A 24900-nucleotide genomic window follows, 5' to 3' on the forward strand; every position below is an offset into this window, starting at 1 on the left:
CCCAGGACGGGGCACGGCGGGTCGGGAAAACCTCGTTCCTCGGCTGGCCCCAAGCCGGGCACGGCGGGCCGAGGGCGCGCGCGGGACCTGCTCCATCCGGTGGTCGGGCGGACCCCCGTGCGGGGGCCGTGCGTGCCGTGACGGCCGGCCGTACCCACGCGTCCCTACCTTCGTCCTGTGAGCCTCTCGCGCATCTCCGTCCTCGCGCCCCTCGTCGCGGCCGCCCTGATCGCACCGCTGCCGCCCCTCGCCGACGCCACCGAGCCCCCCGCCCCGCTCCCGTCCCCGCACCCGGCCGTGCCCGCCTGCGGCCGGACGGACGGTCAGGGCGCCCCCGGGACCTCCTGGGCGCCGACGTCCACCCGCTTCGGGGAGGCCGCCGGCTACGACCCGTACATCGGCAACGGCTACCTCGGCCACCGCGTCCCCCCGGCCGGAGCCGGATACGCGGCCACCGGTGAGAAGACCGGCTGGCCGCTCTACACCCCGCGCTACGACGGCGCGTTCGTCTCCGGGCTCTACGCCCGGGACAAGGCCGTCTCCGAGGGCCGCGAGGTGATCGCCGCGCTGCCGAGCTGGACGAACATCGATGTGGGCGTGGGCAAGGAGACCCTCGGACCGGACACCCCGGCAGGCCGGATCTCGCACTACCGCCAGACGGTCTTCCTCGCCTGCGGCCTCGTCCGCACCTCGCTGCGGTGGACGACCGCGGACGGCCGCGCCACCGACCTCGTGTACGACGTGCTGGCCGACCGGTCGGACGTCCACACCGGAGCCGTACGCCTGCGGATGACCCCGCGCTGGAGCGGCGCCGCGACCGTCACCGGCCGGCTCGACGACCGGGGCGCGCGCCGCATCGCGCTCCGCGAGGACGGCACGTTCCGCACGCTCGGCACCGGGATCGAGGGGGCCGTCGCCCAGGCGATGCGGCGCGGCTCGGGCGTGGTCGAGAGCCTGCGGCCGGCGGCTCGTACGTCCCCGGGAACGACGCCGGTCCGTGCGGGCCGGACGTACACCTTCGAGAAGTACGTCGGCATCGACACCGCCCTGACCTCCCCCGCCCCGGCCGAGGACGCCCGCGAGGCGGCGCACCGGGCGGCACGGCGCGGCTGGGACCGGGTCTTCGCGGCGAACGAGGCCGCCTGGCGCGAGGCCTGGTCCGCCGATGTGCTGGTCCCCGGGGACCCCGGGCTCCAGGGGTGGCTGCGCTCGGCCCAGTACGGACTGCTGGCGAACACCCGGCGGGGCTCCTCCGACAGCATCGCCCCGGCCGGTCTGACCAGTGACAACTACGCGGGGATGGTGTTCTGGGACGCCGAGACGTGGATGTTCCCGGGGCTGCTCGCCACCCGCCCGGAGCTGGCGCGTTCGGTCGTCGAATACCGCTACCGCACCCGGGACGCGGCCCGCGCGAACGCCGAGAAGTACGGCCACCGGGGCCTGTTCTACCCGTGGACCAGCGCGAGCCGGGGCCGTATGGACTCCGAGTGCCAGAGCTGGGACCCGCCGCACTGCCTGACCCAGAACCACCTCCAGGGCGACGTCTCGCTCGCCGTCTGGCAGTACTACCTGGCCACCGGCGACCGCGACTGGCTGGCGGCGCGGGGCTGGCCCCTGCTCCGGGGCATCGCCGAATTCTGGGAGTCGCGCGCCACGGCGAACGCGGACGGCAGCTACTCCATCACCGGCGTGGCGGGCCCCGACGAGTACAGCAACGGCGTCGACGACGGCGTCTTCACCAACGCCGTCGCGGCCACCGCGCTGCGCAACGCGACCCGCGCCGCGCGGCTCCTCGGCCAGAGCCCGCCCGCCGCCTGGAACAAGGTGGCGGACCACCTGCGCATCCCGTACGACGCGGAGAAGAAGGTCTTCCTCCAGTACGCGGGCTACAACGGCTCCACGATCAAGCAGGCGGACACGGTGCTGCTGACCTACCCGCTGGAGTGGCCGATGGAGCCGGGCGCCGCGGCGGCCACCCTGGACTACTACGCGGCCCGCACCGACCCGGACGGCCCGGCGATGACGGACTCGGTGCACGCGATCGACGCGGCGGAGATCGGGGAGCCGGGCTGTTCGACGTACACCTACCTCCAGCGCTCGGTGCGGCCCTTCATGCGGGGCCCGTACGAGCTGTTCTCCGAGGCGCGGGGCGAGAAGTCCGGCGCCGAGGACCCGCTGTCCGGCTTCCCGGCCGAGGACTTCCTGACCGGGAAGGGCGGCTTCCTCCAGGTGTTCACGCACGGCCTGACGGGCCTGCGCCTCCGCGAGGACGGCGTACGGCTGGACCCGACACTGCCGCCCCAGCTCCATGAGGGCGTCACGCTGAAGGGCCTGCGGTACCGGGACGCGACGTACGAGGTCGGGATCGGCCCCCGGACGACCACGGTCCGGCTGACCTCGGGCGCCCCGTTCACGGTCCACACGGCGCGGGGGCCGCGCCGCCTCTCCTCGACGCTGGAGCTGCCCACCCGGCGCCCCGACCTGACGCCGACGGCCGACGCGGCGCGCTGCCGCCCGGTGACGGCGACGTCCGAGGCCCCGGGCCTGTACGCGGAGGCGGCGGTGGACGGGGCCCCTGCGACCTCCTGGTCCCCTGACGGCGCGGAGGGGTCCCTGACGGTGGACCTCGGTGCGAAGCCCCTCCGGCTCGCCTCCGTGACCCCGGCCTGGAGCGACACCGCCCCCGCCTCGTACACCGTGGAGACCTCCCTCGACGGCCGCTTCTGGCGTCCCTACCTGGCGGGCGACACGGCCCGCAAGGTCCGTGTGACGGTCCGCTCGGAGGACCCGGAGAAGCCCGTGGGGCTGGCGGACCTGCGGGTGGAGGCGGAGGGGCGGTAGAGGCGCCCGCAGACGCACCGGTGAGCGCCCGCGCGCCCGCGATCGGCATCAGGTGCAGCATGGAAGGGGGGCACAACCGAACATCCGGAGGTGTACGAGTCATGGGCATGTACATGGATGTCCACCGGGGTATGAAGGGCATCACGTCCGCACAGTTGAAGGAGGCCCACGCGGCCGACACGGCGATCGAGAAGGACGAGGGCGTCCACTTCGAACGCGCCTGGGCGGACCCGCAGTCCGGCACGGTCTACTGCCTGTCCTCGGCCCCCTCGGCGGAAGCCGTCCAGCGCATCCACGAGCGCGCGGGCCACACGGCAGACGAGATCCACGCGGTGCCGCTGGCGGTGTGACCGGGCAAGCCCCCGAGCACCGTGTGACCGGGTAACCCCCGAGCGGGGCGTCGGACGCCGACGCCCCGCTCGTTCAGGTGCCGGACGCCGGAGGCCGGCCCGGCAGCCGCGTCTCTCCCGCGGCCTCCGCCTCGGCCTTCGCGTCGCTCACGGCGACGGCGGCCTGCTTCGCGGCCTCGTCGGCGGCCGCGACGGCGTCCAGCGCGAGCGTGGAGTTCGCCTCCACCTCCGGGGCCCCGACGTGGTCCTTGTCCGAGGCGTCGGCGTCCGTCGCGTCCTCGCGTTGCGCGGCCGGCGGCAGCCCGGTGCCCACCGACCGGTCGCCGAACGCGCCGGTGACGGTGCGGATGGCCTCGGTCAGCTCGCCCGGGATCACCCAGAAGGTGTTGTTGTCGCTCTGCGCCAGATGCGGGAGCGTCTCCAGGTACTTGTAGGCCAGGACCTTCGCGTCGGCGTTGTTGCGGTGGACGGCCTGGAAGACGAGCTCCACCGCCTTCGACTCGCCGTCCGCCCGCAGGATCATGGCCTGCTGCGTGCCCTGCGCCTCCAGGATGTCCTTCTGCTTCGTGCCTTCCGCGGTGAGGATCTTGGCCTGCCGCTCACCTTCGGCGTGCAGGATGGCGGCACGCTTGTCACGCTCGGCCCGCATCTGCTTCTCCATCGCCTCCTTGATGGTGTTCGGCGGATCGATGGCCTTGATCTCGACGCGGTTGACCCGGATGCCCCACTTCCCGGTCGCTTCGTCGAGAACGGCACGGAGCCGGGCGTTGATCTCCTCACGCGAGGTGAGCGTCCCCTCCAGGTCCATGCTGCCGATGACGTTCCGCAGGGTGGTCACGGTGAGCTGATCGATGGCGTGCAGATAGTCGGCGACCTCGTAGGCCGCCGCCCTCGGGTCGGTGATCTGGTAGTACAGCACGGTGTCGATGTTGACCACGAGGTTGTCCTCGGTGATCACCGGCTTGGGGTCGGACGAGTACACCTGCTCGCGCACGTCGAGCTTGGTGTTGACCCGGTCCGCCACCGGCAGGACGAAGTTCAGACCGGGCTGCAGGGTCCGGCGGTACCGGCCGAACCGCTCGATGTTGTAGCGGCGCGCCTGCGGAACGATACGTACGGTGGCGGCCACGAGGAAGACGACGACGATCGCCGCCACGAGAATCGGGATGACGACCGGATCCATGCTTCCTCCTGCGCTGCGTGTTCAGCCGATCACGGAAGGAGCTCGCGGGGATACACGACGGCTGTGGCGCCTTCGATCTCCATGACGTCCACCAGGGCGCCCACCGGGATCACCAGGCTCTCGTCGAGAGCGCGGGCCGACCACTCCTCACCGGAGACCTTGATCAGGCCGTGGGTCGCGGTGACCTCCTGCATGACCTCGGCCCGCTTGCCGATCAGCGCGTCGCTGCCCTCAAGGGTCAGGGGCCCCTGCGCCAGGTGCCGCAGCGCGACCGGGCGGACGAGGGCGAGACCCGCCACCGCCGCCAGACCGAGCGCCACGAGCTGGCCGAACAGGCCGATGCCCACACCGGCCACGACGGCGGCGACCAACGCCGCTCCGGCCAGCAACCCGAAAACCAGCGTCAGAGTGAAGAACTCCGCGGCGCCGAGCGCCGCGGCGGCGAGCAGCCAAGCGAACCACGGCATCGAATCAGCCTCCCCAAGGGGACTTATTCAGCTATCTACCCTTTTCGGCACCGGCCGGAACCGTTCGGGGTGCCCGAACCGCGAGCGGGACGGGTGGACACGGCCGCGGCCGGCTGCCCGACCGTCGCGCGCGGCCCGGATCCCGCCCGCTCACGCCTTCTGCCGCTCCGTGGTCCACCGTGCCGCGGCGGCCAGGGCGTCATGGCCGTACACCCAGCGCAGCCCCTCCAGCGCCGAACCCGAGGCCAGCTCCGCGTCGCGCGCCCGCTGGAGCGGTCCGTCCGGCAGATGCGAGCCGACCGCCACGGACCGGGCCGACCGCTGCAGGCGCTCGGTACGCGGGATCCGCAGCGCCTCGTAGCGGCGCAGCGCCTCCGGGATGTCGCCGCGCGACAGCGCCAGCGTCGCCGCCAGCGCGAAGGCGTCCTCGATCGCCTGATTGGCGCCCTGCGCGGCGAACGGCAGCATCGGGTGCGCCGCGTCGCCGAGCAGGGTGAGGGCGTCGGACGACCAGCGCGCCAGCGGCTCGCGATCGTGCAGCGCCCAGCAGCCGATGCCGCCGCCCGCCCCGAGCAGCCGGGTGACCGTGGGGTGCCACCCCTGGAAAGCCTCGGCCGCCTCTCCCCGGTCCCCGAGGGCGGTCCAGGACTCGCCCGGAAGGGCGGTACCGCCCGTGGTGGCCGCGAAGCTGATCAGCCGGCCGCCGGAGACCGGATAGCAGACGCAGTGCCGGCCAGGTCCCAGCCACACCTGGACGCGGGGCTCGTCGGCCAGTTCCGGCACCCGCTCCACCGGCACCAGACCCCGGTAGATCCGTCGGCCGGAGAAGACCGGGGCGTCCGCGGCGAGATGCTCCCGTACCACCGAGCGAATGCCGTCCGCGCCGACCGCCAGCTCCGATCGGTGCTCCGAGCCGTCGGCGAAGCGCAGCACGACGGCGCCGGGCTCCTCCGCCAGCCCGGTCAGCCGGTGGCCGGTCCGCACCACCGGGCCGACCAGGTCACGGAGCGCCCGGTGCAGGTCCGCGCGGTGCACGGTGACGTACGGGGCGCCGAAGAGCTTCTCGCACTCCTCGCCGAGCCCGGTCCTGGCCAGCAGCCGCCCGTCGTCCCAGCGCAGCAGATCGCGGGAGAGCGGGCGGACGCCGTACTGCCGCAGGGCATCGGAGAGCCCCAGACGGCGAAGCAGCCGGACCGCGTTCGGCGCCAACTGCACCCCGGCGCCGGCCTCGGCGGGCTGCTCGGCACGTTCGAAGACGCGGCAGCCGATGCCCAGCCGCGCCAGTGCGGCGGCCAGGGTGAGGCCGCCGATGCCCGCGCCGATCACCGCGATGCCCGGCGCCGGGGCGCTACTGCTCATGGCAGAACTCGTCGATCGGGTAGCCCACATGGCGGTCGGCGGTCGGCAGATGCCCCAGCACCCGGTCCCCGGGGCGGAGTTCGGTGCTGTTCAGCACGGCGTCCCCCGGTCCCAGCACCCGGACGTGCCAGTCGTCCTGGAGGATCAGATTGACCTCCTGGCCACCCGCGGCCACCGCGTCGATGGAGATCAGCGGACGCGTCTCGATCTTGACCCGCCCCACCGCGACGGTCCGGGTCCGGCCCTTGGTGTCCACGGCCATCACCTTGCTCCCGGCCCTCAGTTCGCTGAGGTAGCGGGTGCGTCCCTCGTCGGCGAGGGTGTACGAGTGGATGGCGCCCGCGTTGACCCGGAAGGGGCGGGTGGGCATGTACGGCAGCGGATGGGTCTCGCTGACGCAGAGGATCATGCCCTTGGAGTGCGAGCCGACCAGGATGCCCTCGTCCTTGCCCAGGTAGGAGCAGGTGTCCACGCAGGCGCGCTCACCCATGCCGATGTGGGCCACGGCGGTGACCTCCAGCTCCACGAGGAGGAGTTCGCCGGTGCCGCCGGCCGCGGTCGCCTTGAGCGCGGTGGCGTCGCCCACGCTCCGGCCGGGCATCAGCACGCCGTCGGAGCCGAGTTGGAGACAGCCGAAGATGACAGCGGCCTCCTCGGTGTTCTTCGCCATGGTGATGATGGCGCCGTCGGCGTCGGCGGCGGCGGCGATCACGATCTCCAGCGGGATCTTGGTCGGGTCCCGGAACTCCAGCACGCTCCAGCGTTCGGTGCGGGCCGCCTCGATGGCGGCGTCCAGGCTCTCGGCGTCGGTGATCTCCACCAGCCGCCCGAACTCCACGTCGGGAGCGGCCTCGGCGGCCTGCGCCCGGGCGGAGGCGTCCCCGGCGAGGATGACGACCCCGGCGGAGCCGTAGCTCGCGGGCTGCTTGCCCGGCGGAGGCATCAGCACCTTGGTGACGGTCGGCGGCAGCCCCTCCAGATCGGCCGGGTCGGCGGCGACTATGCCGTCGATCCGCTGGTGCAGCGCCTCCTCCACGATGGCCTGCCGTGCCTTGCCGGCCGAACGGATGTCAAGCCAGCACAGTTTCTCTGAGCTCACTGCCGTGCCCTTCCTCGATGTGACCGAGCGTGCCCCCGGGGCGGTTGTGGACGACTCCAGCCACCCTGGCGGCCATCGCCCCGGGGTCGGGGGACTGGAAGATGTTTCTGCCCATCGCGACTCCGGCCGCGCCGCCCGCGACGGCTTCACGGGCGAAGGCCAGCACCTCGTCCTCCGTGTCGCGCTGCGGGCCGCCCGCGCAGATCAGCGGGATCGGGCAGGCCGCGGTGAGGTCCCGCATCTCCGCCCGCGTGCGCAGGCAGGGGGCCTTCACCAGGTCGGCGCCCAGGTCGGCCGCGAGGGTGACGGCGTGGGCGACCAGTTCGGGGTCGGCGGGGTCCGTGATCTTCGGCCCCCGTGGGTACATCATCGCCAGCAGCGGAAGGTTCCAGCGGTCGCACTGGTCGGCCACCGCTCCGAGGTCGGCCAGCTGCCGCGCCTCTTCCCGCGAACCCATGTTGATGTGCACGCTCACCGCGTCCGCGCCCAGGCGCAGCGCCGCCTCCACCCCGGTGACCAGGTGCTTGGCGTCCGGGTCCGGCGCGTGCGCGGTGCTGGCGTTGAGGTGCAGGATCAGGGACATCGTGGCCAGTCGGGAGTGGTCGATGTGGCGGACGCTGCCCTTGTGCACCACGATCGCGTCCACCCCGGCGCCGGAGAGCTGCCCGGCGAGCCGGTCGATGCTGCTGCCGCGCGGCACCACCGGGCCGTCGCTGAGCGAATGGTCGAGCGGGACGATCATCAGCCGCTGGGGGTCGTGGTGGAACAGCCGGCGCAGCCGCACAGCGCGGCCGAAGTGCTGGTGTGTGGTCATGGAGTTCCCTTCGGCGGTGCACCGTCGTACGCCTGCCGGCCGTTACCGGAGCGCAGACAGGCCAGGTCGGGCTTGCCGCGCTCGTTGAGCGGCATCGAGTCCCAGAACGTGATCTCGGCGGGAGCGTGCAGAGGGGAGAGCCGCTCGCCGACGTGGGTGCGCAGTTCCTCCGCGGAGGAGGTCCGGCCCGCCCTGAACACGACGGCCGCGTGGACGTACTCGGTCCGGTCCGGATCCCGTACGCCGTGGACGGCCGCATGCCGTACCGCCGGGTGGGAGAGCAGCGCGCGCTCCACCGCGGCGGGATATATCTTCAGGCCGCCGGACTTGATGACCTGCCCGCTGCGGCCGGTCAGCCGCAGATAGCCGTAGCGGTCCCAGTGGCCGAGGTCGCCGGTGTCCAGCCAGCCGTCCCGCAGGACGCGGGCGGTCTGCTCCGGGTCGTTCGGGTAGCCGTCCATGACCGTGGAGGCGCGTACCCAGATCTCCCCGGCCTCCCCGCGCGGCACCGGGTCGCCGGTGCCGGGCTCGCGCACCTCCACCTCCACCCAGGGCAGCGGCCGCCCCACGCTGCCCAGGAGTTCGGGTTCCAGGTGGTCGAACGGGCTCAGATTGCTGATGCCGCCGGCCTCGGTGGTGCCGTACAGCTGGACGAGCACCGGGCCGAACACCCGCAGGGCCTCGGCGATCCGGTGCGGCGCGGCGGGGGTGCCGCTGTAGACGACGCGGCGCAGCGACCACAGGGCGTCCCCGACGGGGCCCGAGCCGGGCCCCTGTTCGTGGCCCGGTGCGTCGACCAGCAGTTCCGTGAGCCGGTACAGGTGCGGAACGGCCAGATAGGTGTCGGTGACGCCGTGGTCCTCGAAGGCCCGTAGCACCTTCGGAGCGTCGAAGTCCTGGTGCAGGAGGACCTGGCCGCCGGCGGCCAGCACCGAGTCCGCCATGGCTCCGATGGTGTGGCTGAGGGGCGTCACGGCGAGGAACACCCGCCGCTCGTCCGGTTCGCCGCTCGCCGCCGACCTGACGGTGCTGTCCCAGACCCCGAAGGTCTGATGGATGCTCTTCGGCGTACCGCTGCTTCCGCTGGTGAAGGCCACCAGGGCGCGGCGGTCGGGGGAATGGGCGGGGAGTTCTCCGAGTGGCTCGTCCCGGTAGGACAGTGCGTCGGGGCAGTCGGCGGCGCCGACTCCGTGGCCCAGCAGGCGGGGGCTGCCCTCGGTCAGCGACAACAGGGCGCGGGCGCGCTCCAGATGGGGGGCGTCGACGAGGATCACGGACGTGCCGGTCTCGTCGAGGATCCGCGCCTGGGTGGCGGCGGGCAGCGGGAACGCGTCCGAGCGGGGGTTGGCCGAGCGCACCTGGACGACCGCGGCCCCCAGGAGGTGAGCGGCGTAGCGGCCGATCAGCATGGCGGGGTGGTTGGGTTCGGTGAGCACCGCCACCGTGCCGCCGGGGGTCAGCCCGGCCCGCCGCAGGCCCACCGCGGTCGCGCGTACCGCGTCGGCCAGCGTCGCGCCGTTCAGCCACCGGCCCTGGAAGTACAGGGTGGGCAGGGAAGGTTGACGGGCCAGCCGCCACAGCACGCGCCGCGCGTAGTGCTCATGTCCGGCCCAGGAGTCGGGCGCATCAATCGGGAATGTCACGACCATCCGTTCGGGGCCGGGCGCCGGGCCCGCCCTCCGCTGGGCGGACCACCCGGTGGTGCCGCCTGCGCGGTGGGCGCTGCACCCGCCGCGCAGGCAGCACTGCGCCGCGGGATCAGCAGCAGCAGCAGGAGGACGAGGAGGAGGAACAGCAGGTCACGGGCAGGCTCGACGCGGCCATTTCCGGCAGCGCGACGCCGTCCGCGATCTCCATCGTGTCCAGCTCCTCGATGTCGAAGGAGTCGAACATCGCGTCCGCGTCCACGGTCTCCAGGGTCGATCTCATCTTGTGTGTACCCCCAAGCTCTTGGCCCGCCGGCCGGGGAGACCGGCGTGCGTGTGATTTCCAACCGGTACCCGGCACACGATCGCCCTTGGGGCCCGGCGCTGACGTGGTCAGCGATTCCCGCCGGACAGCCGCCTGCCGAAAGCTTGTTGCGCGGGTGGTGCTGTCTGCCGCCGGGGCGGCAGCTGAGAAGGGGGACGAGCGGCACAGCTCACGAGACCGGCGGTGCATACGATTTCCAACCGGAACCCGGCACGCAATGACCCGTGACCGGGCGCTGACATTTGTCAGCGTTTCCCGACGGAAACGAAATGGCCTCCGCCGATGCCCAATGCTCGTCGGTGGCGCTGCCTGCGCGTCGGGAGACCCGTCGCGCAGACAGCCGGTGTCCCTACCTCAGCAGCAGGAGGAAGAGGACGAGGAGCAGCAGGTGAAGTCACCCTTCGAGGCGCCCATCTCGGGGAGGGCGACGCCGTCCGCGAGCTCCATGGTGCCCAGCTCCTCGATGTCGAAGGAGTCGAACATCGCGTCCGCGTCCACGGTCTCCAGGATCTTGCTCATCTTGGTGTACCTCCAAGCTCTGGCCCGCCGGCCACGAGACCGACGGTGCATACGATTTCCATCCGGAACCCGGCACGCAATTACCCTTGGCGCGGCGCTGATATTTGTCATCAATTCCTGCCGGACAACCGCCTGCCGAGCATGCGCTTCACCTCGGTGACGCTGTCTGCGCGTCGGGAGACCCCGCCGCACGGACAGCCGGCGTCGCTACCTCAGCAGCAGGAGGAGGACGACGAGGAGCAGCACATGGTGTTGCCGGTGGAGGCGCCCATCTCGGGCAGGGCGACGCCGTCGGCGACCTCCATGGTGTCCAGCTCCTCGATGTCGAAGGAGTCGAACAGGGCGTCCGCGTTCATCGCCTCAATGGCCATGCTCATTGACTTGATTTCCCTTCTTGATTAAGACTGCCATTCGGTAGAAGTGGCACCATGGATAATTTCGGTCACTTCAGGCGCTGGCAATCTCTCGCGAAGCGGCGCTGACATTTGTCACCAGCCTCTGCCGGGAAGCCGATCGAAGGGGCACAAATGTCGCTTTGATGAATCGGTACGGTGGGCCTCGATTATCACGGTTGCCCGCGTACGGCCCGAACACCATGGGTATTCAGGACAGGAGAAGCATGAACGGGATATCTGGGTCACGCGGTCGGAGCGCCGGCGCTCCGGAGGCCGATGTCCTGGTCGTCGGCTACGGGCCGGTGGGGCAGGTGCTGTCCATCCTGCTGGCCCAGCACGGGTGGCGGGTCGTCGTCGTCGAGCGCCATCCGGAACCGTACAGTCTGCCGCGAGCGGTGGCGTTCGACGCCGAGGCAGCCCGGACGCTCGACGCCGTCGGCGTCTCCGGCCGGATCGGGGACATCACCGAACCCTCGCAGGACTACGTGGTCAGCGACGCCGCCGGACGGCAGCTTCTGCGGATCGGGCTGGGCGGCTCGGACGGGCCGGGCCGGCCGGACTCCACCTCCGTGTACCAGCCGGGGCTGGAGGCAGCGCTCGCGGCCCGCGGCGAGGAACTTCCCACGCTGCGCGTGCACCGCGGCCTGCGCGCCGTGGAGCTGACCGGCTCCGACTCCGGCGCGGAGCTGGTGGCCGAGGACGAACGCGGCGGCGTGCGGCGGACCTTCACCGCCTCCTGGGTGGTGGGCTGCGACGGTGCGGGCAGCTTCGTGCGGCGCTCCCTGGGCGTCGGCTGGGCCGATTCCGGCTTCGCCCTGGACTGGCTGGCCTGCGATGTGGTGCCGCACCGCCCGGAGGACTTCCCGCCGTCCAATCTCCAGATCGCCGATCCCGCCCGGCCCCGGGTGGCCGTCTCCTGCGGACCGGGCCGCCGCCGCTGGGAGTTCATGCGGATGCCCGGGGAGGACCGGGCGGAGTTCGGCACCGAGGAGAACGCCTGGCGGCTGCTGTCGATGTTCTCCGCCAGGCCGGACAACGCCACACTCACCCGCCACGCCACCTACACCTTCCGGGCCCGCAACGCGGAGCACTGGCGACGTGGACGGGTGCTGCTGGCCGGGGACGCGGCCCATCAGATGCCGCCGTTCGCCGGCCAGGGCATGTGCTCCGGCTTCCGGGACGCCGCGAACCTCGCCTGGAAGCTCGACCTGGTGCTGGGCGGCAGGGCCGGGGAAGCCCTCCTCGACAGCTACGAACAGGAGCGCCGCGCCCACGTCCAGCACGCGATCGACCTGTCCGTACGGCTCGGGCGCCTGATCTGCGTGACCGACCCGGCCGCGGCGGCGGACAGGGACCGGGCGATGACCGCGCGCCCCGCCGGCCCGGCGCGCCCGTCCGCACCGGCGCGCCCCGCCGGCCCGGCCCGCTCCGCGAGCCCGCTGGGCGAACACCTGGCCAAGGGCTTCCTCGCCGACGGCGGACCCCCGGCGGGTGGACTCATGGGCCAGGTCCGGCTGACCGGCCCCGACGGCCCGGGCCCGGCCGACTCCGTGCTCGGCCCCGGCTTCGTCCTGCTGTGCCGCGAGAACCTCGCGGACACCCTGTCCCCCGCCGCGCTGGAGACCCTGCGGCTGGTATCCGGCCGGGTGGTGACCGTCCTGCGCGCCGACACCGGTTCGGCTCCCGGGCCGAACACGGTGCTGGACACCGACGGCCGCTGCCTGCCCTGGCTGGAGTCGGTACCGGCCGGGGCCGTCCTGATCCGGCCCGACCGCTATCTGTTCGGCGCGGCCCCCGACGCGGACGGGCTCGCCGCGCTGATCGCGGACTTCCGGCGGCGGCTGAGCCCGGCCACCCCAGGGCCGGGCGCAGCCGCCGGGTCCGCCTCAGCGGACCGTCGGGCTCAGTGGTAGCGGCGTCCCTCGTCACGCTGGTAGGCGTAGAACGCGAGAGCGGCCAGGGCGACGGTCCAGACCACGAGCGACACGATGGCGACCGGGTTGATGTCGTAGTCGCCGACGGTCGCCCACATCAGCTCGGCCGAGCCGCGCGTCGGGACGAACGGGGCGATCGTCTCGATGAATCCGGGCGCCTCGCCCGGACCGCCCAGCAGGCCTCCCGCGAAGGCCAGCGGCAGGAAGACGAGCTGGACGGTGGCGATCGCCGCCTTGGTGGAGAGCAGGTAGCCGATCGCCAGCCCCATCATGGTGAACGGCACGGAGACGATGATCACCACGCCGATCGCCAGCAGGAAGCGGACCGGCGAGATGGTGGCGGGGGTGAAGAACGCCGCCACGATCACGACCGGGAACATCGAGAACAGCATCATCGCGAGACCGGTGATGATGCGGCTGCCGAACCGCACCGCCGGGCCGATCGGAAGGGTGCGGGTGTAGGGGTCCCAGGGCTGGGAGCGGTCTTCGGCCACACCGGTGCCGTGGCCGAAGAGATTGCTGATCATCGCCGCGAAGACCACCATCGAGGCGGTGGCGAGGGTGGCCCCGGCGGGGTCGTCCTTGGTGTTGGGCACCACGAAGAAGAACAGCGAGGCGGCCGGGAAGAAGGCCGCGCCGATGATCGCCATGGGGATGCGGCTCAGCTCGACCAGCTGGTAGCGGGCATGGACAAGGGTCAGTGATGACATGGCCTCAGGCACTTTCGTGGGAGGTGCGGTGGATCAGGACTGGGAGATCACCAGGAAGGCTTCTTCGAGCGTGGCCTGCTGGACGGCGAGGCCGGAGAACTCCACGCCCTGACGCACCAGTGCCCGGACCAGCTGATCGGCGTCGTGGGTCATCAGCTCGACCCGCTCCTCCGTCCGCTCCTCGCTGATGACGCCCGGCAGGTCCGGCAGCGGTCCGGCGTTCATGGACACGCGCTGCATATGGGCCATCCCCCGGATGGCGCCCACGCTGTCGTCCGCCCGGATGCGGCCCTGGGCGATCACCACCACCCGCTTCGCCAGAGCCTCGATCTCCTCCAGATAGTGCGTGGTGAGCAGGACCGTGCCACCGCCCTCGTGGAACTCGCGGATGCGGTCCCACAGCATCCGCCGGGACTCCACGTCCAGGCCGGTGGTCGGCTCGTCCAGGATGACCAGGCGCGGGCGCCCGACGAACGCGAGGGCGAGCGCCAGACGGCGCTTCTGTCCGCCGGAGAGGCCACCGGCCTGGCGGCGGGCCTCCTTGGTCAGGTCGAACCGCTCCAGCAGCTCGTCCCGGTCCTCGGTCTCCTTGAAGTGCGCGGCCACGAAGTCCACCGCTTCGGCCACCCGCAGGGTCGGCGGAACGCCGCTCTCCTGCGGGGTGACGCCGATGAACCGCCGGCTGGCCGGGTTCGTGGGGGAGCCTCCGAACAGCTCGATGCGCCCGGAGGTCGGCTTGCGCAGCCCCAGCAGGGAGTTGAGCAGCGTGGTCTTGCCCGCGCCGTTCGGCCCGAGCAGGCCGATGAACTCGCCCTCCCGCACGGTGAAGTCCACGTTGTCCAGGGCGACGGTGTCCCCGTAGTGCCGGGTGACGCCGATGGCTCGGGCGACGACGGCCGGGGTGGGGGGAGCCCCGGCGCGTGCGGTGGCGGTGGTGGGGCTGGTGCTCATCGGTGCTCCTCGGTTGATGGGACCGCGCTGCTCTGCGCCGGGCCGGAGTGGTCGGGAGGGGGTGCCCCTTCGGGGGCCGGCCGGACGGGGAAGAGCCTCGCCAGCCGGGCATAGGTCTGGTATTCCTCGACAGTCCGCAGACCGAGGCGGTTGTGCAGCATGTGGACGTGGGAGATGGTGACCTGCGCCGGGTGCAGCGGGGTCTGCCGCCGTATGCGGTCCGACAGTCCGGTGAGCGCCGTCTGCCACGGCGCCAGCGGGCCCGGGGCGTCTCCTCCGGTCGCTTTGGCCCGCAGCTCGTCGGTCGGCCGGGCGGTCCGGTACAGCTCGTCGAGCTGTCGCTCCGTGTAGCCGTAGCCGGCCGCCCACGTCCGCCAGGCGCGCAGTCCGTGATCGTAGAAGGCCGCCTCTTCGGCGGGGTCGTCGCCGAGGGCCCGCGCGGCGCAGACGGTGGCGCGCAGGGCCAGCAGGGCGCGGGCCCCGGTGGAGGGTTCACGCCGGAGGAAGGCGAGGACCAGCCTGCTGGAGAGCTCGAAGAGCTGTTCGTTCTCGGGCATGAGCTCCCGGCCGCCGTACCGCTCGTGTTCCGGGTGGTAGGCGAAGCGGTGGACACCGGGCTCCAGCATGCCGGTGACCTCCTGGTGGGAGGGCTGGTCCCCGGCCGTGGTCATGGAGGCGGCGGTCCGCGCGTAGTCCGCCGGGTCCATCGCCGTCTCGCCCTCCCGCAGCCGCCCGGCGTCCACGAGGCGCTCGGCGAGGAGCCGCTCCGCCGAAGCCGCCTGGTCATCGGTCATGTCCCCGATGCGCAGGCGGATATGGGGACCGCCGTGCCAGTAGCGCAGGAAGAACCACGGGCGGCCCGGCAGGGTCCGCAGCACCGGTCCGACCGTGTCGACCACCACCCGGTCGTGCGCGCTTCGGTCGCCGCTCGGTACGTGCAGATGCCAGGTCCGCCACACGGTGTCGGGTCCGCCGGGGCCGGCGCCGCCCCCGGCGCGCTCGGTCTCGGATGTGTCCGTCAACTTCTGCTCCCTCGTCACAGGCGTAGATCGCACAACAGCCCCTCGAAGCGCGGGGTCCCGGTGATGGCAGCGCAGACAATCATCTCATCGGGGTCCAGGCCGAGGAGTTGCCTCGTCGGGACTTCCTGGAAGGCGCGCGCGGGCCTCGCGTACAGACCGGTGGCGGCCGCGGCCAGCGAGATGCCCTGGGCCGCCCAGCCCGCCGCGTACTGGGCGGCGCTGAATCCGCCGGGGCCCAGCCGGTCCACGAGCCGTCGTGGGTGCGCGGAGAGGAACCACACCGCGCTCGCATGCCGGACGTCGCCCCCGGCGTACGGGGTGACGGGGTAGCCGTAGTACGTCTCCAGTTCGGCCGCGGCGCCGGGGCGGGCCCGGTGCAGGGTCGGCCGGCCGTCCCTCAGGTGCCAGACGCCGTCGGCGTGCCCCTCGATGCCCTGGAACACGGCGGTCAGGCGCAGTTCCTCCCAGGCGGCGGCCAGGTGCGGGCCGGGGGGCGGGACGCTCAGCCAGCTGACGGCCTCGCGCAGGGTCCGCTCGGGTACCGGTCGTCTGCGGCCGGTCATGCCGTACATGCCGCGCGGCATCCGTCCCGCGCTGCGGCGCCACAGCACCTCCGCCCAGGACAGCGCTCCGTCCCCGGGCAGACCGGCCGGGACGGACGGGCCGAGCGGAGCGGCCGAACCCGTGAAGTCCTGGGCGCGGTTGACGGTCAGGATCCCGTCGAGGACCGGGTCGGCAGCCCGCTCCGCCGGGGCCGCGGCGACGGGCGGCCCGCCGTCCTCCAGGGCCACCGTCAACGGCAGGGACCACTCCGACTCGGGCGTCAGGCCGAAGTCCGTCAGCAGGCCCGCCGCGTTCCGGTCCGGCAGCCGCAACTTTCCGGACAGGCCGAACAGTTCCATTCCCAGGCACAACTGGCGCAGGTTGACGCCCAGTTCGAGGCCGATCAGGGAGCTGCGGAACCACCGGTAGGTGTCGGGCAGCCGGGTGTACCTCCCGGCCAGCGCCACCTCCAGCGGACCGGCCGCCCCGTCCTGGCGTCCCACACCGGTCAGCGCGTGCCGGTAGAGGTCGAGCACCCGGCGGTGGCGGCCGTCCCGGACGAGCACCTGGACGGGAAACTTCGCCCGCACCGAGGGATAGGGGCGGTGGTCGTTGAACGGATTCTCCGGCTCCCGCCGTTGCAGCCCGAAGCCCGCGACCAGGGCGTGCCCGAGCGCGTCGGCGCTCTCGCGCGGGGAGCCCACCCGGCCGTGCGGATACGGCGCCCGCTCCAGCAGCTCGGTCGTGCCCCGGGGCAGGGGCGTCCGGTCGCCGAGCGCCGCCTCCGGGAGCGCGGGCGCGACCTCGGTGTCCGGGCGGGGCTCGGGGACGGCCTCCGCATCCACCCGCACGCCGAGCCCCGTCGCGTAGGTGAACCACCGCATGTCGCGGGACATGACATCGGCATCGTCCGGGATCGGTGACGCAGGGCCGCCCCGGTCGCTGGTATCTGTCATGGGGAACTCCGTCTGCCTCGGTGGTTCGGTGAACATCGGCGCGAATCCGCCGCTCCTGCTGGGCCTGTGGGACGTCCGGGGATCAGGGGAAGGCGTGCGGGTCGTAGGGCGGCGACAGCTCGCCGGAGGGGGTTCCGGCCAGCGCCGCCTCCAGTCGCGGCAGCCCGGCCACCCGTTGCTGGGCCTGGCCGAAGCACATGGGGACGATGCCCGGCACCACGGCCTTGGCGGCGGCCAGGCCGAGGTCGGCGTGGTCCCGTGTGGTGGAGTCCACCAGGACGATCCGGTCCAGTCCGGCCGAGGCGTACCTCCCCCGGATGTAGTCCAGCGCCCCGCGCACATCGCCCCCGGCGACCTGTTCCAGCCGGTCCGGCCAGCCCGCGAACGCCTCCGACAGGCTCATCTCCGGCCCGCCCAGCACGGACGTGACCCTCTCCTTCATCTCGGGCAGCGCGTAGAGCCGCAGGTGGTCGTCCATCTCGTCGACCAGCCAGGGGTCGGCCAGCATCGGCTCGGCCTCGGAGCGTTCCCAGTCCATGCGCTCGGTCGCCATCTGGACCACCTCCCACAGCGCCCCTCGGACCGCGGAGACCGGGTCGATGCCGGAGCCCGCGGCGGAGAACGTGGCCGGGAACGGAGCGCGTGTGTTGACCGCCATCGCCCAGACCACCGGGAGGTCGATGTCCTGGGTGGCGCGGAGCAGATGGACCCGGAAGCCGCGCGAGGCGGCTGTCGCCAGCAGCCCCCGGACGACCGGATCGGCGATCGAGGAGTGGGTGATCTCCGGCAGCGAAAGGGCCCGGTGGAAGCTGATCAGGAAGGCGTCCCGCTCGGCGAGTTCCAGCAGGGAGTACAGCGCGGCCTCCTCCAGGCAGGAGCCGACCGCACAGCCGCTGGAGGACTCCTGGTACAGATGCCGGCGCGGCGCGGCGCCGTGCCGCCGTGCCGCCCGCTGGTCCCGTCCGTAGCGGTAGTCGTACTGGAAGAAGGCGAGTTCGGCGGGGACGAGCCGGGGCCGGCCGTCCGCCAGGTCGTGCCCCCACGCCCAGTCCATCGGCGTGTCGTCCGTCACCCGCTCGATCCGCGCGGTGGGACGCGCCGCCTGCTCCTCGGTGTACTCGCCGAACGCGGCGGGCCGCACCGCCAGCTCCGCTCCGCCCTCGGTGCGGACGAGTTCGGCGTACGAGACTCCCTCGACGAGCGGCGCCTGGTGCGGGAAGCCCGAAAGCCGCTCGTACACCTCCAGGATGGCGATCGGGTCCGCCTTGGCGAAGGTCGTCTCGCGGGCGTAGCCGAGGGCCACCGCGTCGGGCTGGAGCGCCATGCTCATGGCGAAGGGGGCCAGCAGTTCCCGTTGCTGCGCGAGGACCGGTCCGAAGCGCGGATCCACCAGTCGTGAGCGCAGCGCACCGGGCCGCACCAGTCCGGCCCCGGCCGCGGCCCGGCCCGGATTGTCCGCGGCGGCGGGGCGGGACCGCAGGACCAGGGGCTGCGGCGGCCTCCCCACCGGTCGTTCGGGGATCTCCGGCGCGCAGAGCGGACAGGCGAAGTGGCGGGGTATGCGGTGCGTCCGCGTCCCCCGCGACCCCACCGCGTACAACTCGCCCGGCCCCAGGGGGCGGACGGCCAGCCGCGCCAGCGCCGCACGGGTGAGCTCGGGAAGGAACGGGCGGCGTGGGGCGACCCGCGAGGTGGGCCGGGTCAGGTCATCGGTCAGGGGGTGGTCGATCACCAGCCGGGATCGCAGCTCGGCGCAGCCCGCGCAGCCGGAGTCCGTCCCGGGCACCCAGCGGGGGCCGACCAGGACCTCGTCTCCGTAGACGCGGACGGACAGATGCTCACGCCCGTCGGCGGACCGCAGCTGCTCGCGTTCCCAGTCCAGGTCCCAGCCGAGATTGGCGCCGACGGTGCCGTCCCCGGAGGCGCCCAGCGGCTCCAGCACGGCACGCCATTCGGTGCCCTCGGCGTCGGACAGGGCGGGTGCGCAGGCCACGGTGGTCGTGTTCTCAGCCATGGGCGGTCTCCTCGGCGCTCTCCTCCGCCGCCTGCGGCTCTCCGTCGAGGGGGACGGCCCGGACGCCGCCCGACCACAGCGGCAACGCGCCGGTCACCGGGTCCGGTCGACGCGGGGTGCCCTCGTAGCGGAGCCCGGCGGCCGCCGCCGCGTCCGCGATCTGCTTGCGCAGCGCGGCCTGCGCCGAGGCGTCGGCGAACAGCAGGGCGTCGGTGTGCACGCCGTCGGCCAGGGGGCCCGCGCCGGGCACCCCGTGGCTCTGGTGCCGGGCCAGCGCGGTGGCCAGCGCACCGTGCACCGCCTCCGTGTCGTCACGGCCCCAGCTCCGTCCGGTCCACGGCCGCGGCCCGCCGGAGGTCCGTACCTCCGCCAGCGTCCAGTCCAGGCCGGGGTGGCGCAGCAAGGTCAACGCCGGGTCCGGCATGCCCTCTTCCTCCAGCATGCGCAGCAGCGGCTCCGAGCGCGCCTCCACGGCCCCCACGGCCCTGGTCGCGTACGGCACGGCTTCATCGGCCATCAGCCGCAGCGCGCCGTCCAGCAGCCAGTGCTCCTCGGTGAGACCCGCGGCGGCGGCGCCCGGGGTCGGGCAGGCGGCGCGGAGCGCGGCGAGGGCGACCGCGACCGTCGCCGTCCGCTGCTCCTCGGCCCAGGCGACCACGGAGCCGGCGCCGCCGTCGCGGTCGGCCGTCTCCCGCAGGGCCAGCGGCATCTGGGGCAGTTCCTCGCCGCCCAGCAGCGCGAAGGGTCCGGTCCAGCGCCCGGTGAGCGCGGTCACCGCCTCGACGGCCTCGTCGGGGGTGGGCAGCGGTACGGGCTCGGCGCCGGCCCCGGGCGCGGCTGTCAGGAAGCGCCGCTCGGCGGCTTCGCGGGAAGCGGTGCCGGGGGCCGCGAGGCTCACCTGGTCCGCCGTCAGTTCCTCACCGTGGAGGACATGCGCTTCGCCGGGCTGCGCGATGCCCGCGAGGGTGTCGAACAGCAACTGCCCCGCGAGCGCCCCGGCCAGTGCCTCGGCCGTGGGGTGAGGGGCGGGGGCGGCGGCGTCGGCCGCGGCCCAGCGTGCGGCCCGGCCGATGAGCGCGGCCGAGCCCGGGAGCGACGCACGAGCGGGGGCGGCGGGGCCGACGGCGGCGACGAGACCGTCCCAGCGCACCGGGACCAGCAACGCCCCCTCGGGCAGCAGGGCGGTCAGCGCTTCCGGGGTCACGCCGGCGTCCGCGCCGGGGCAGTAGAGGACGGCGTCCGGCGGCACGGGCAGGTCCCCGGGGTCCGGAAGCGACGCGGAGTCGCTGAGCGGCAGCAGCCGCAGGCCCAGCCGGGAGGTGGTGGCCGCGGCGGCGTCGAAGTCCGGGGTGGCCAGCGTGAGACCGGTGATCCCGGCCCGGTGCAGTCCCCGGGCGGCCGGCAGCACGGCATCGGCCGGACCGCACAGCAGCACCTCGGTGGTGCGCAGCCGCTGGAAGACGGCGTACGGGTCGGCACACTCCGTCTCCAGGTGTGCCAGGGCCTCCGGGTAGCGGGCGCGGATCTCGGCCGACGGCTCGGGCACGGTCAGCGCGCCCAGGTCGAGCAGGAGGTCACGGGCCCGCAGCTCGTCGACGATCCGGCGGACGACGGGCCGGGCCCGTTCGCTGCCCAGCGCGGTGACCAGCTCGTCCTCGGTGGTTCCCGCTTCCAGCAGCGGCACACAGGTGTCGGCGACCCGGTAGAGCAGTTGGGGGCCGCTGATCACGAACTGGGTGCGGGGGCCGTTGAAGTAGACCCCTTCCGAGACCGGCGCATAGTGCAGATGGGGGCGCGCGCGTAGCGTCATCGGGTCTTTCCTCCGTACTGGAAGGGGCCGTCGGGAGCGCGGCCGATGTCGACGATCCACTCCAGGGCGTGCGGGCTGTCCGCCACCCGGGGAAGCGCCTCCTCCACATAGGCCGCGTCGCCCCGTTCCCGCATCCGGGGCAGCACGCGCACGCTGAGGGCGCTGGCCAGATCGACGTACTGGGGCTTCTGCTTCCTGCCCTCACCGGCGGCTTGGCCCGCGCCGGTGGCCTGGCCCTCGCCGGAGCCGTCACCGGGCGGCGGCTTCAGGACGACCTCCTCGGGCACGCCGTGCCGGTTCCGCCACCGGGCGAGCGCCAGCAGCCGGTCGTGCTCGGCGGGCCCCGCGGCCACCGCCTCGTCCAGCTCCCGGCCCCCGTACCAGCGGCGGCGGGCCAGCATGGCCGAGCCGACCTGGAAGCGCGGGCAGGCCCGGGTGCGGTCGCCGTCCCACTGCCGCTCGGCGTGCCAGATCGCCACGAAGGGTTCGCGCAGCACGCCGCCGGAGTAGAGCCAGTTGGCCAGCCGGAGCGGTGCCGGGAGCCGCTCCGGGTGCCCGGTGCCGAGCGAGAGCATGTGCAGCGGGCGGCCGTCGGGGTCCAGGATGCCGAGCGCGTCCGTGTCCGGGTCGTGGCGCAGTCGCAGCCGGAACCAGTCGTCGGGCCCCAGCCGGTCCGGGAGCACCGGCGGGTGCGCGTTGACGTTGAGCCGGTGCAGGCCCGGGTCCTCGACCAGCCGCCCGTCCTGCTCGGCGTAGCGGGCACGGAGCTGCTCGCGGAAGTGGGGCAGGGCGCGCCCGCCGAGGGCGCGGTCCGGTCCGAGGAACCTGCCGTAGAGCATGCCGTGGCCCGCGTAGGCCTCGTTGAAGAGCAGCTGTCGCCGCCATGTCTGGGTCAGCACGCCGTAGCGGAGGTCGCCGGTCCGGAAGCGGTCGGGCAGGCCCGTGGCCAGGTCGAGGGCCTGGGAGGCGCTCCAGCTGACGGCCTCACCGGTGGCGGCGGCCCGGTCGATGCCGGCGATCGCGGTGTCGACGATGTTGGCCCGCAGGGCGTACAGCCGGTCCAACGAGCGGTCGGCCGGGCCCAGTTCCCCGGGGGGCTCGTTCTCGGGGAGGCGGTAGGCGCGCCGGTAGGTCTCGGCGCTCAGGTAGTCCGCGTGGTCGCTGAGGGGGACCTCGGCGCCGACGCCGAACCGCTCGACGAAGACGGCGGACAGCAACGCCCGTATGTCGTGCATCCAGTCGAAGACGGACAGCAGGGCCACTCCGGCGGCGAGGTCGTCGAGCTGGCTCCGCCAGTCGGCGGTGGACACCCGGACGTCCTCCAGCACGGCGTCCTCCTCGATGAGGATCTGCGCAGGCCGTCCCGCCTCGCGGCTCAGCGTGACGAGCGTGTCGCGCAGCCGGCTCAGCGCCTCGGGCCGTTCGTCGGCGGAGTTGTCGGCGAGCCCGCGCAGTTCGGCGCCGGTCTGCTCCAGCAGCCTCCGGGCCGTCTCCGGGACCGTCAGACCGGCGGGGTCGAGCAGATCCGGGAAGTCGGCCGCGCCGTCCTCGGGCCGGATGCGGGTGCACAGGATGCCGGCGCCGATCGCACGCGCCAGGGCCTGCCGGGCGAGTTCGGGGGCACAGCCGGAGCGTGCGGCGAAGTCCGCGGCGACGTCGGCCGCGCGGCGTGGGCCGACGGCGACGGCGGCCACCAGCAGCCCGACCGCGCCGGAGACCTTGGCCGACAGGCGGCGCACCCCGCCGTCGGCTCCGGGCTGCAGGAAGTACAGGAGGTCGCCTTCGGCCGACAGCTCGGACGTGGGCGGCAGTTGGAGCAGGGTGTCGGGGGTGAGGTCGCCGCCCGAGGTGTGCAGCCCGCCCAGTACGTAGTCGAGCATGACGCGGTCCAGCCCCTGGAAGGGCACCACCCGCCCGAACTCCGGGGCGTCCGGGCCCGGTCCGTCCGGTCCGGGGACGGCAAGGCCGATGGCGGTGAAGCGGGCCATCGGGCTGGTGCGGATCATGGCCCGGGTGACGTACTGGACCAGCCCGCGCTCGGACTTGCGCAGCCGGGTGGGAACGGGCTCGGTGGCGGCGACGGCCGCCCTGTACCGTCCCGCGCCGGCCGCCGCCTCCGGCGCCACCAGCGTCATCGAGTGCCGCAGGCTCTCGTCGCCCAGCAGCCCGGCCAGCGTCCCGCGCTCGGCGTCCACCGCCCGCGGGTAGTGGCCGACCACGTCGGCGGCGTATGCCTCCCGCCGCTGCCGGGCCTCCCACCAGCGGCCGACCAGGGGGTGGTCGACGAGCAGCGCCGGCCGTGGGGCGGTGTCGTTGTGGATGGCGCGGCGCAACACGATGAGCTGCCCGCGCGCCTCCCGGTCGGTGGTGGCGCCGATCATTTCGTAGAGCGCGTCGGAGCACCGGTCGGCCAGTTCGCGCACCTCGGTCGTGGCCCCGTCCAGCGTGCGGAGCGCTGCCAGCAGCCCGGGGTCCGCGAGCCTTCTGCGGCGCAGCGGGTTGAGGCGCAGCATCCACAGGGGCTCCGCGGTGTCGCTCATTCCGCCGCCCCGGCGGTGGCCTGCGCCATCTCCTGTCGCGTCTGCTCCAGCCTGTCCTGCCAGGAGGAGCCGAGGACCTCGTCCACCAGTTCGGCGACGGCGAAGCAGAAGTAGTAGCGGTGCATGGGCGGTACGCCCAGCAGCGGCAGCTGCTGGTAGAAGAGGTTGACGAGCAGCCGGTAGGAGGCGAACCACTGCGGCGGCGAGGCGATGACGCCGGACTCCTCCATCGTGCGGTGGAAGGCGCTGGGTTCGGTGCTCACACGGCCGTCCCCGCCGGGCGGGCCCATGGTGGCCAGGTCGAACCCGGCGCCGAGTCCGTCGACGTCGTCCAGGGTCAGCCTTCCCTGGGCGACCGTGGCGTCGAAGGCCCCCATGGAATAGGCGAAGGCACGGGCCCAGGCCGACGTCCCGTGGTCGGGCGTGCCGGAGAGCGCCCGCTCCACGACGGGCCGCAGGCGGGGGGCGTCGGTGGCCAGACGCTGGGCGAAGGCGGGGCGGGGGTCCTTGCGGGCGGCGGCCCAGGCGAAGAACGCCTCGGCGTGCGAACGCATCGAGAACGCCCCGTTCCCGGCCCCGTGCTGGTGCGCCGCGGCCAGCGCGGCGAACGCCTCCATGATGCGCACCGGCGCCTCGCGCGGCTCCCCGGCCAACTGCTCGACCGTGGTGGTCAGCGGCCGGTCCAGCTGGTCCAGGGCCAGTTCCCGCAGGTCCTGGAGCGGCTGCGGCCAGGTCTCGACCGACGGGAGGCTCAGCGCCTCCGTGGCGCCGTGCTCACGCATCGGCAGGTAGGGCGGTGCGACGCCTTCCAGCCGGCCCATCTCACGGGCCTGGGCGAGATAGGTCTCCTCGTCCGTCACGGCCGGGCCCTCGGCGGGGCCGGCGTCGAGGGCGGCGGCGATCCCCGCCCAGTCGAGGGCCGGCCGCCCGGGCACGCTCCGGGCGACGATGTCGATGTGCGGTCCGTACAGCCAGCCCCGTCGCAGGTGGAGGAGGGCGGCCCGGTGGTCCTCGCGGAGGCGGCGGCTGACCGGCAGCACGGTCTTCGCCAGCCAGCGAGGCGTGATGGGCACCCGGGAGTACAGCCGTACGCCCGCCGCCTCGGACATGTCCGGACCGGCGGCTGCTGTGTCTGTGATCACGCTGCGTACCCGTTCATGATCGGAAGGCGTTTCGGGAGATGGCGGCCGTCTGACGTGGTGTGACGCAGCCCGGCAGAGCTCACAATGCCGCCGCGCCGGGCCGCGGACAACGAGCAGTGGACGGAACCTGACATCTGTCATGTGCCGCCGGACCGTCCGCCGTGGCGCGGTCCGCGGACGGTGGGCGGCCGAAGGCCCGCAGAAGCGGCCGTACCGGGCGGTTCCGGCCCCTCCGGACCGGGTCGCCGGGATGATAGAACCTTGGCTCCCGCGGACAGCT

Annotated in this window: 20 protein-coding genes; 3 read left to right on the forward strand and 17 right to left on the reverse strand. The window is 73.4% G+C overall.

Translation table 11 applies throughout. The features are described from left to right. Nucleotides 1-177 precede the first annotated feature (177 nt). Together IE272_RS07430 and IE272_RS07435 are read left to right on the forward strand one after the other, a co-directional pair. On the forward strand, nucleotides 178-2841 hold the full coding sequence (locus tag IE272_RS07430; RefSeq protein WP_190006492.1) for a discoidin domain-containing protein: 2664 nt from the start codon (nucleotides 178-180) through the stop codon (nucleotides 2839-2841). Nucleotides 2842-2942: 101 nt separating this feature from the next. After that, a complete protein-coding gene (locus IE272_RS07435; protein ID WP_050360639.1) occupies nucleotides 2943-3191 on the forward strand; it encodes an SCO4226 family nickel-binding protein in 249 nt (82 codons plus the stop codon). A gap of 73 nt (nucleotides 3192-3264) precedes the next feature. Here the strand turns inward: IE272_RS07435 and IE272_RS07440 are convergent, their stop codons facing one another. From IE272_RS07440 to IE272_RS07480, 9 genes are all read right to left on the reverse strand, one after another. Then, nucleotides 3265-4374 carry an SPFH domain-containing protein gene (locus IE272_RS07440; protein ID WP_190006493.1) on the reverse strand — a complete coding sequence of 370 codons (1110 nt, stop codon included), beginning with the start codon at nucleotides 4372-4374 and terminating at the stop codon, nucleotides 3265-3267. Between the two features lie 29 nt (nucleotides 4375-4403). Beyond that, nucleotides 4404-4841 carry an NfeD family protein gene (locus tag IE272_RS07445; RefSeq protein WP_057665551.1) on the reverse strand — a complete coding sequence of 146 codons (438 nt, stop codon included), beginning with the start codon at nucleotides 4839-4841 and terminating at the stop codon, nucleotides 4404-4406. A 150-nt stretch (nucleotides 4842-4991) separates the two neighbouring features. Further along, nucleotides 4992-6200: an FAD-dependent monooxygenase gene (locus tag IE272_RS07450; RefSeq protein WP_190006494.1), complete on the reverse strand. Its 1209-nt coding sequence runs from the start codon at nucleotides 6198-6200 to the stop codon at nucleotides 4992-4994. Beyond that, a complete protein-coding gene (locus IE272_RS07455) occupies nucleotides 6190-7299 on the reverse strand; it encodes a 3-dehydroquinate synthase II family protein (protein ID WP_056700857.1) in 1110 nt (369 codons plus the stop codon). Before IE272_RS07455 ends, IE272_RS07450 begins: the two co-directional genes overlap by 11 nt. After that, nucleotides 7271-8113 (reverse strand): 2-amino-3,7-dideoxy-D-threo-hept-6-ulosonate synthase, encoded by an 843-nt coding sequence (locus tag IE272_RS07460; protein WP_050360644.1) that lies wholly within the window; start codon nucleotides 8111-8113, stop codon nucleotides 7271-7273. Before IE272_RS07460 ends, IE272_RS07455 begins: the two co-directional genes overlap by 29 nt. After that, complete coding sequence (locus tag IE272_RS07465) at nucleotides 8110-9756, reverse strand: class I adenylate-forming enzyme family protein (protein WP_190006495.1); 1647 nt, start codon at nucleotides 9754-9756, stop codon at nucleotides 8110-8112. The genes IE272_RS07460 and IE272_RS07465 overlap by 4 nt, the downstream gene beginning before the upstream one ends. A 115-nt stretch (nucleotides 9757-9871) precedes the next feature. Next, on the reverse strand, nucleotides 9872-10042 hold the full coding sequence (locus IE272_RS07470; protein WP_073957775.1) for a thiazolylpeptide-type bacteriocin: 171 nt from the start codon (nucleotides 10040-10042) through the stop codon (nucleotides 9872-9874). A gap of 396 nt (nucleotides 10043-10438) precedes the next feature. After that, nucleotides 10439-10603, reverse strand: a complete 165-nt coding sequence (locus IE272_RS07475; protein ID WP_073957776.1) for a thiazolylpeptide-type bacteriocin — start codon at nucleotides 10601-10603, stop codon at nucleotides 10439-10441. 212 nt (nucleotides 10604-10815) lie between these two features. Beyond that, complete coding sequence (locus tag IE272_RS07480) at nucleotides 10816-10980, reverse strand: thiazolylpeptide-type bacteriocin (protein ID WP_073740161.1); 165 nt, start codon at nucleotides 10978-10980, stop codon at nucleotides 10816-10818. A gap of 242 nt (nucleotides 10981-11222) precedes the next feature. Here IE272_RS07480 and mhpA point away from each other — a divergent pair, with 242 nt between their 5' ends. Continuing rightward, nucleotides 11223-12911 carry a bifunctional 3-(3-hydroxy-phenyl)propionate/3-hydroxycinnamic acid hydroxylase MhpA gene (gene mhpA / locus IE272_RS07485; protein WP_190006496.1) on the forward strand — a complete coding sequence of 563 codons (1689 nt, stop codon included), beginning with the start codon at nucleotides 11223-11225 and terminating at the stop codon, nucleotides 12909-12911. On the opposite strand, the gene IE272_RS07490 is transcribed toward mhpA, so the two are convergent. From IE272_RS07490 to IE272_RS07525, 8 genes are all read right to left on the reverse strand, one after another. Beyond that, entirely contained in the window at nucleotides 12902-13642 is a 741-nt protein-coding gene (locus IE272_RS07490) for an ABC transporter permease (RefSeq protein ID WP_057665543.1), read from the reverse strand. The genes mhpA and IE272_RS07490 overlap by 10 nt on opposite strands. Before the next feature lie 33 nt (nucleotides 13643-13675). Then, on the reverse strand, nucleotides 13676-14593 hold the full coding sequence (locus IE272_RS07495) for an ABC transporter ATP-binding protein (protein ID WP_050360649.1): 918 nt from the start codon (nucleotides 14591-14593) through the stop codon (nucleotides 13676-13678). Continuing rightward, the gene (locus IE272_RS07500; protein WP_057665541.1) at nucleotides 14590-15615 is read right to left on the reverse strand and encodes a thiopeptide-type bacteriocin biosynthesis protein; all 1026 of its coding nucleotides are present in this window, start codon (nucleotides 15613-15615) and stop codon (nucleotides 14590-14592) included. The genes IE272_RS07495 and IE272_RS07500 overlap by 4 nt, the downstream gene beginning before the upstream one ends. Nucleotides 15616-15629: 14 nt before the next feature. Further along, a complete protein-coding gene (locus IE272_RS07505) occupies nucleotides 15630-17114 on the reverse strand; it encodes a nitroreductase family protein (RefSeq protein ID WP_190006497.1) in 1485 nt (494 codons plus the stop codon). 82 nt (nucleotides 17115-17196) lie between these two features. Beyond that, nucleotides 17197-19128: a TOMM precursor leader peptide-binding protein gene (locus IE272_RS07510; RefSeq protein WP_190006498.1), complete on the reverse strand. Its 1932-nt coding sequence runs from the start codon at nucleotides 19126-19128 to the stop codon at nucleotides 17197-17199. Then, the gene (locus IE272_RS07515; protein ID WP_190006499.1) at nucleotides 19121-20938 is read right to left on the reverse strand and encodes a hypothetical protein; all 1818 of its coding nucleotides are present in this window, start codon (nucleotides 20936-20938) and stop codon (nucleotides 19121-19123) included. The genes IE272_RS07510 and IE272_RS07515 overlap by 8 nt, the downstream gene beginning before the upstream one ends. Next, the gene (locus tag IE272_RS07520; protein ID WP_056700864.1) at nucleotides 20935-23478 is read right to left on the reverse strand and encodes a lantibiotic dehydratase family protein; all 2544 of its coding nucleotides are present in this window, start codon (nucleotides 23476-23478) and stop codon (nucleotides 20935-20937) included. Before IE272_RS07520 ends, IE272_RS07515 begins: the two co-directional genes overlap by 4 nt. Continuing rightward, nucleotides 23475-24620, reverse strand: coding sequence for a hypothetical protein (locus tag IE272_RS07525; protein WP_179890722.1), 1146 nt, complete (start codon nucleotides 24618-24620; stop codon nucleotides 23475-23477). The genes IE272_RS07520 and IE272_RS07525 overlap by 4 nt, the downstream gene beginning before the upstream one ends. Between the last annotated feature and the right edge of the window lie 280 nt (nucleotides 24621-24900).

The sequence above is a fragment of the Streptomyces anulatus genome, from assembly GCF_014650675.1.
Taxonomy (GTDB): Bacteria; Actinomycetota; Actinomycetes; order Streptomycetales; family Streptomycetaceae; genus Streptomyces; species Streptomyces anulatus.

Excerpts from the sequence above, each read along its gene's own strand:
- IE272_RS07435 (WP_050360639.1), top strand. The coding sequence starts at position 2,943 with ATGGGCATGTACATGGATGTCCACCGGGGTATGAAGGGCATCACGTCC.
- IE272_RS07440 (WP_190006493.1), bottom strand. The coding sequence starts at position 4,374 with ATGGATCCGGTCGTCATCCCGATTCTCGTGGCGGCGATCGTCGTCGTC.
- IE272_RS07445 (WP_057665551.1), bottom strand. The coding sequence starts at position 4,841 with ATGCCGTGGTTCGCTTGGCTGCTCGCCGCCGCGGCGCTCGGCGCCGCG.
- IE272_RS07450 (WP_190006494.1), bottom strand. The coding sequence starts at position 6,200 with ATGAGCAGTAGCGCCCCGGCGCCGGGCATCGCGGTGATCGGCGCGGGC.
- IE272_RS07460 (WP_050360644.1), bottom strand. The coding sequence starts at position 8,113 with ATGACCACACACCAGCACTTCGGCCGCGCTGTGCGGCTGCGCCGGCTG.
- IE272_RS07470 (WP_073957775.1), bottom strand. The coding sequence starts at position 10,042 with ATGAGATCGACCCTGGAGACCGTGGACGCGGACGCGATGTTCGACTCC.
- IE272_RS07475 (WP_073957776.1), bottom strand. The coding sequence starts at position 10,603 with ATGAGCAAGATCCTGGAGACCGTGGACGCGGACGCGATGTTCGACTCC.
- IE272_RS07480 (WP_073740161.1), bottom strand. The coding sequence starts at position 10,980 with ATGAGCATGGCCATTGAGGCGATGAACGCGGACGCCCTGTTCGACTCC.
- mhpA (WP_190006496.1), top strand. The coding sequence starts at position 11,223 with ATGAACGGGATATCTGGGTCACGCGGTCGGAGCGCCGGCGCTCCGGAG.
- IE272_RS07490 (WP_057665543.1), bottom strand. The coding sequence starts at position 13,642 with ATGTCATCACTGACCCTTGTCCATGCCCGCTACCAGCTGGTCGAGCTG.
- IE272_RS07495 (WP_050360649.1), bottom strand. The coding sequence starts at position 14,593 with ATGAGCACCAGCCCCACCACCGCCACCGCACGCGCCGGGGCTCCCCCC.
- IE272_RS07505 (WP_190006497.1), bottom strand. The coding sequence starts at position 17,114 with ATGACAGATACCAGCGACCGGGGCGGCCCTGCGTCACCGATCCCGGAC.
- IE272_RS07510 (WP_190006498.1), bottom strand. The coding sequence starts at position 19,128 with ATGGCTGAGAACACGACCACCGTGGCCTGCGCACCCGCCCTGTCCGAC.
- IE272_RS07515 (WP_190006499.1), bottom strand. The coding sequence starts at position 20,938 with ATGACGCTACGCGCGCGCCCCCATCTGCACTATGCGCCGGTCTCGGAA.
- IE272_RS07520 (WP_056700864.1), bottom strand. The coding sequence starts at position 23,478 with ATGAGCGACACCGCGGAGCCCCTGTGGATGCTGCGCCTCAACCCGCTG.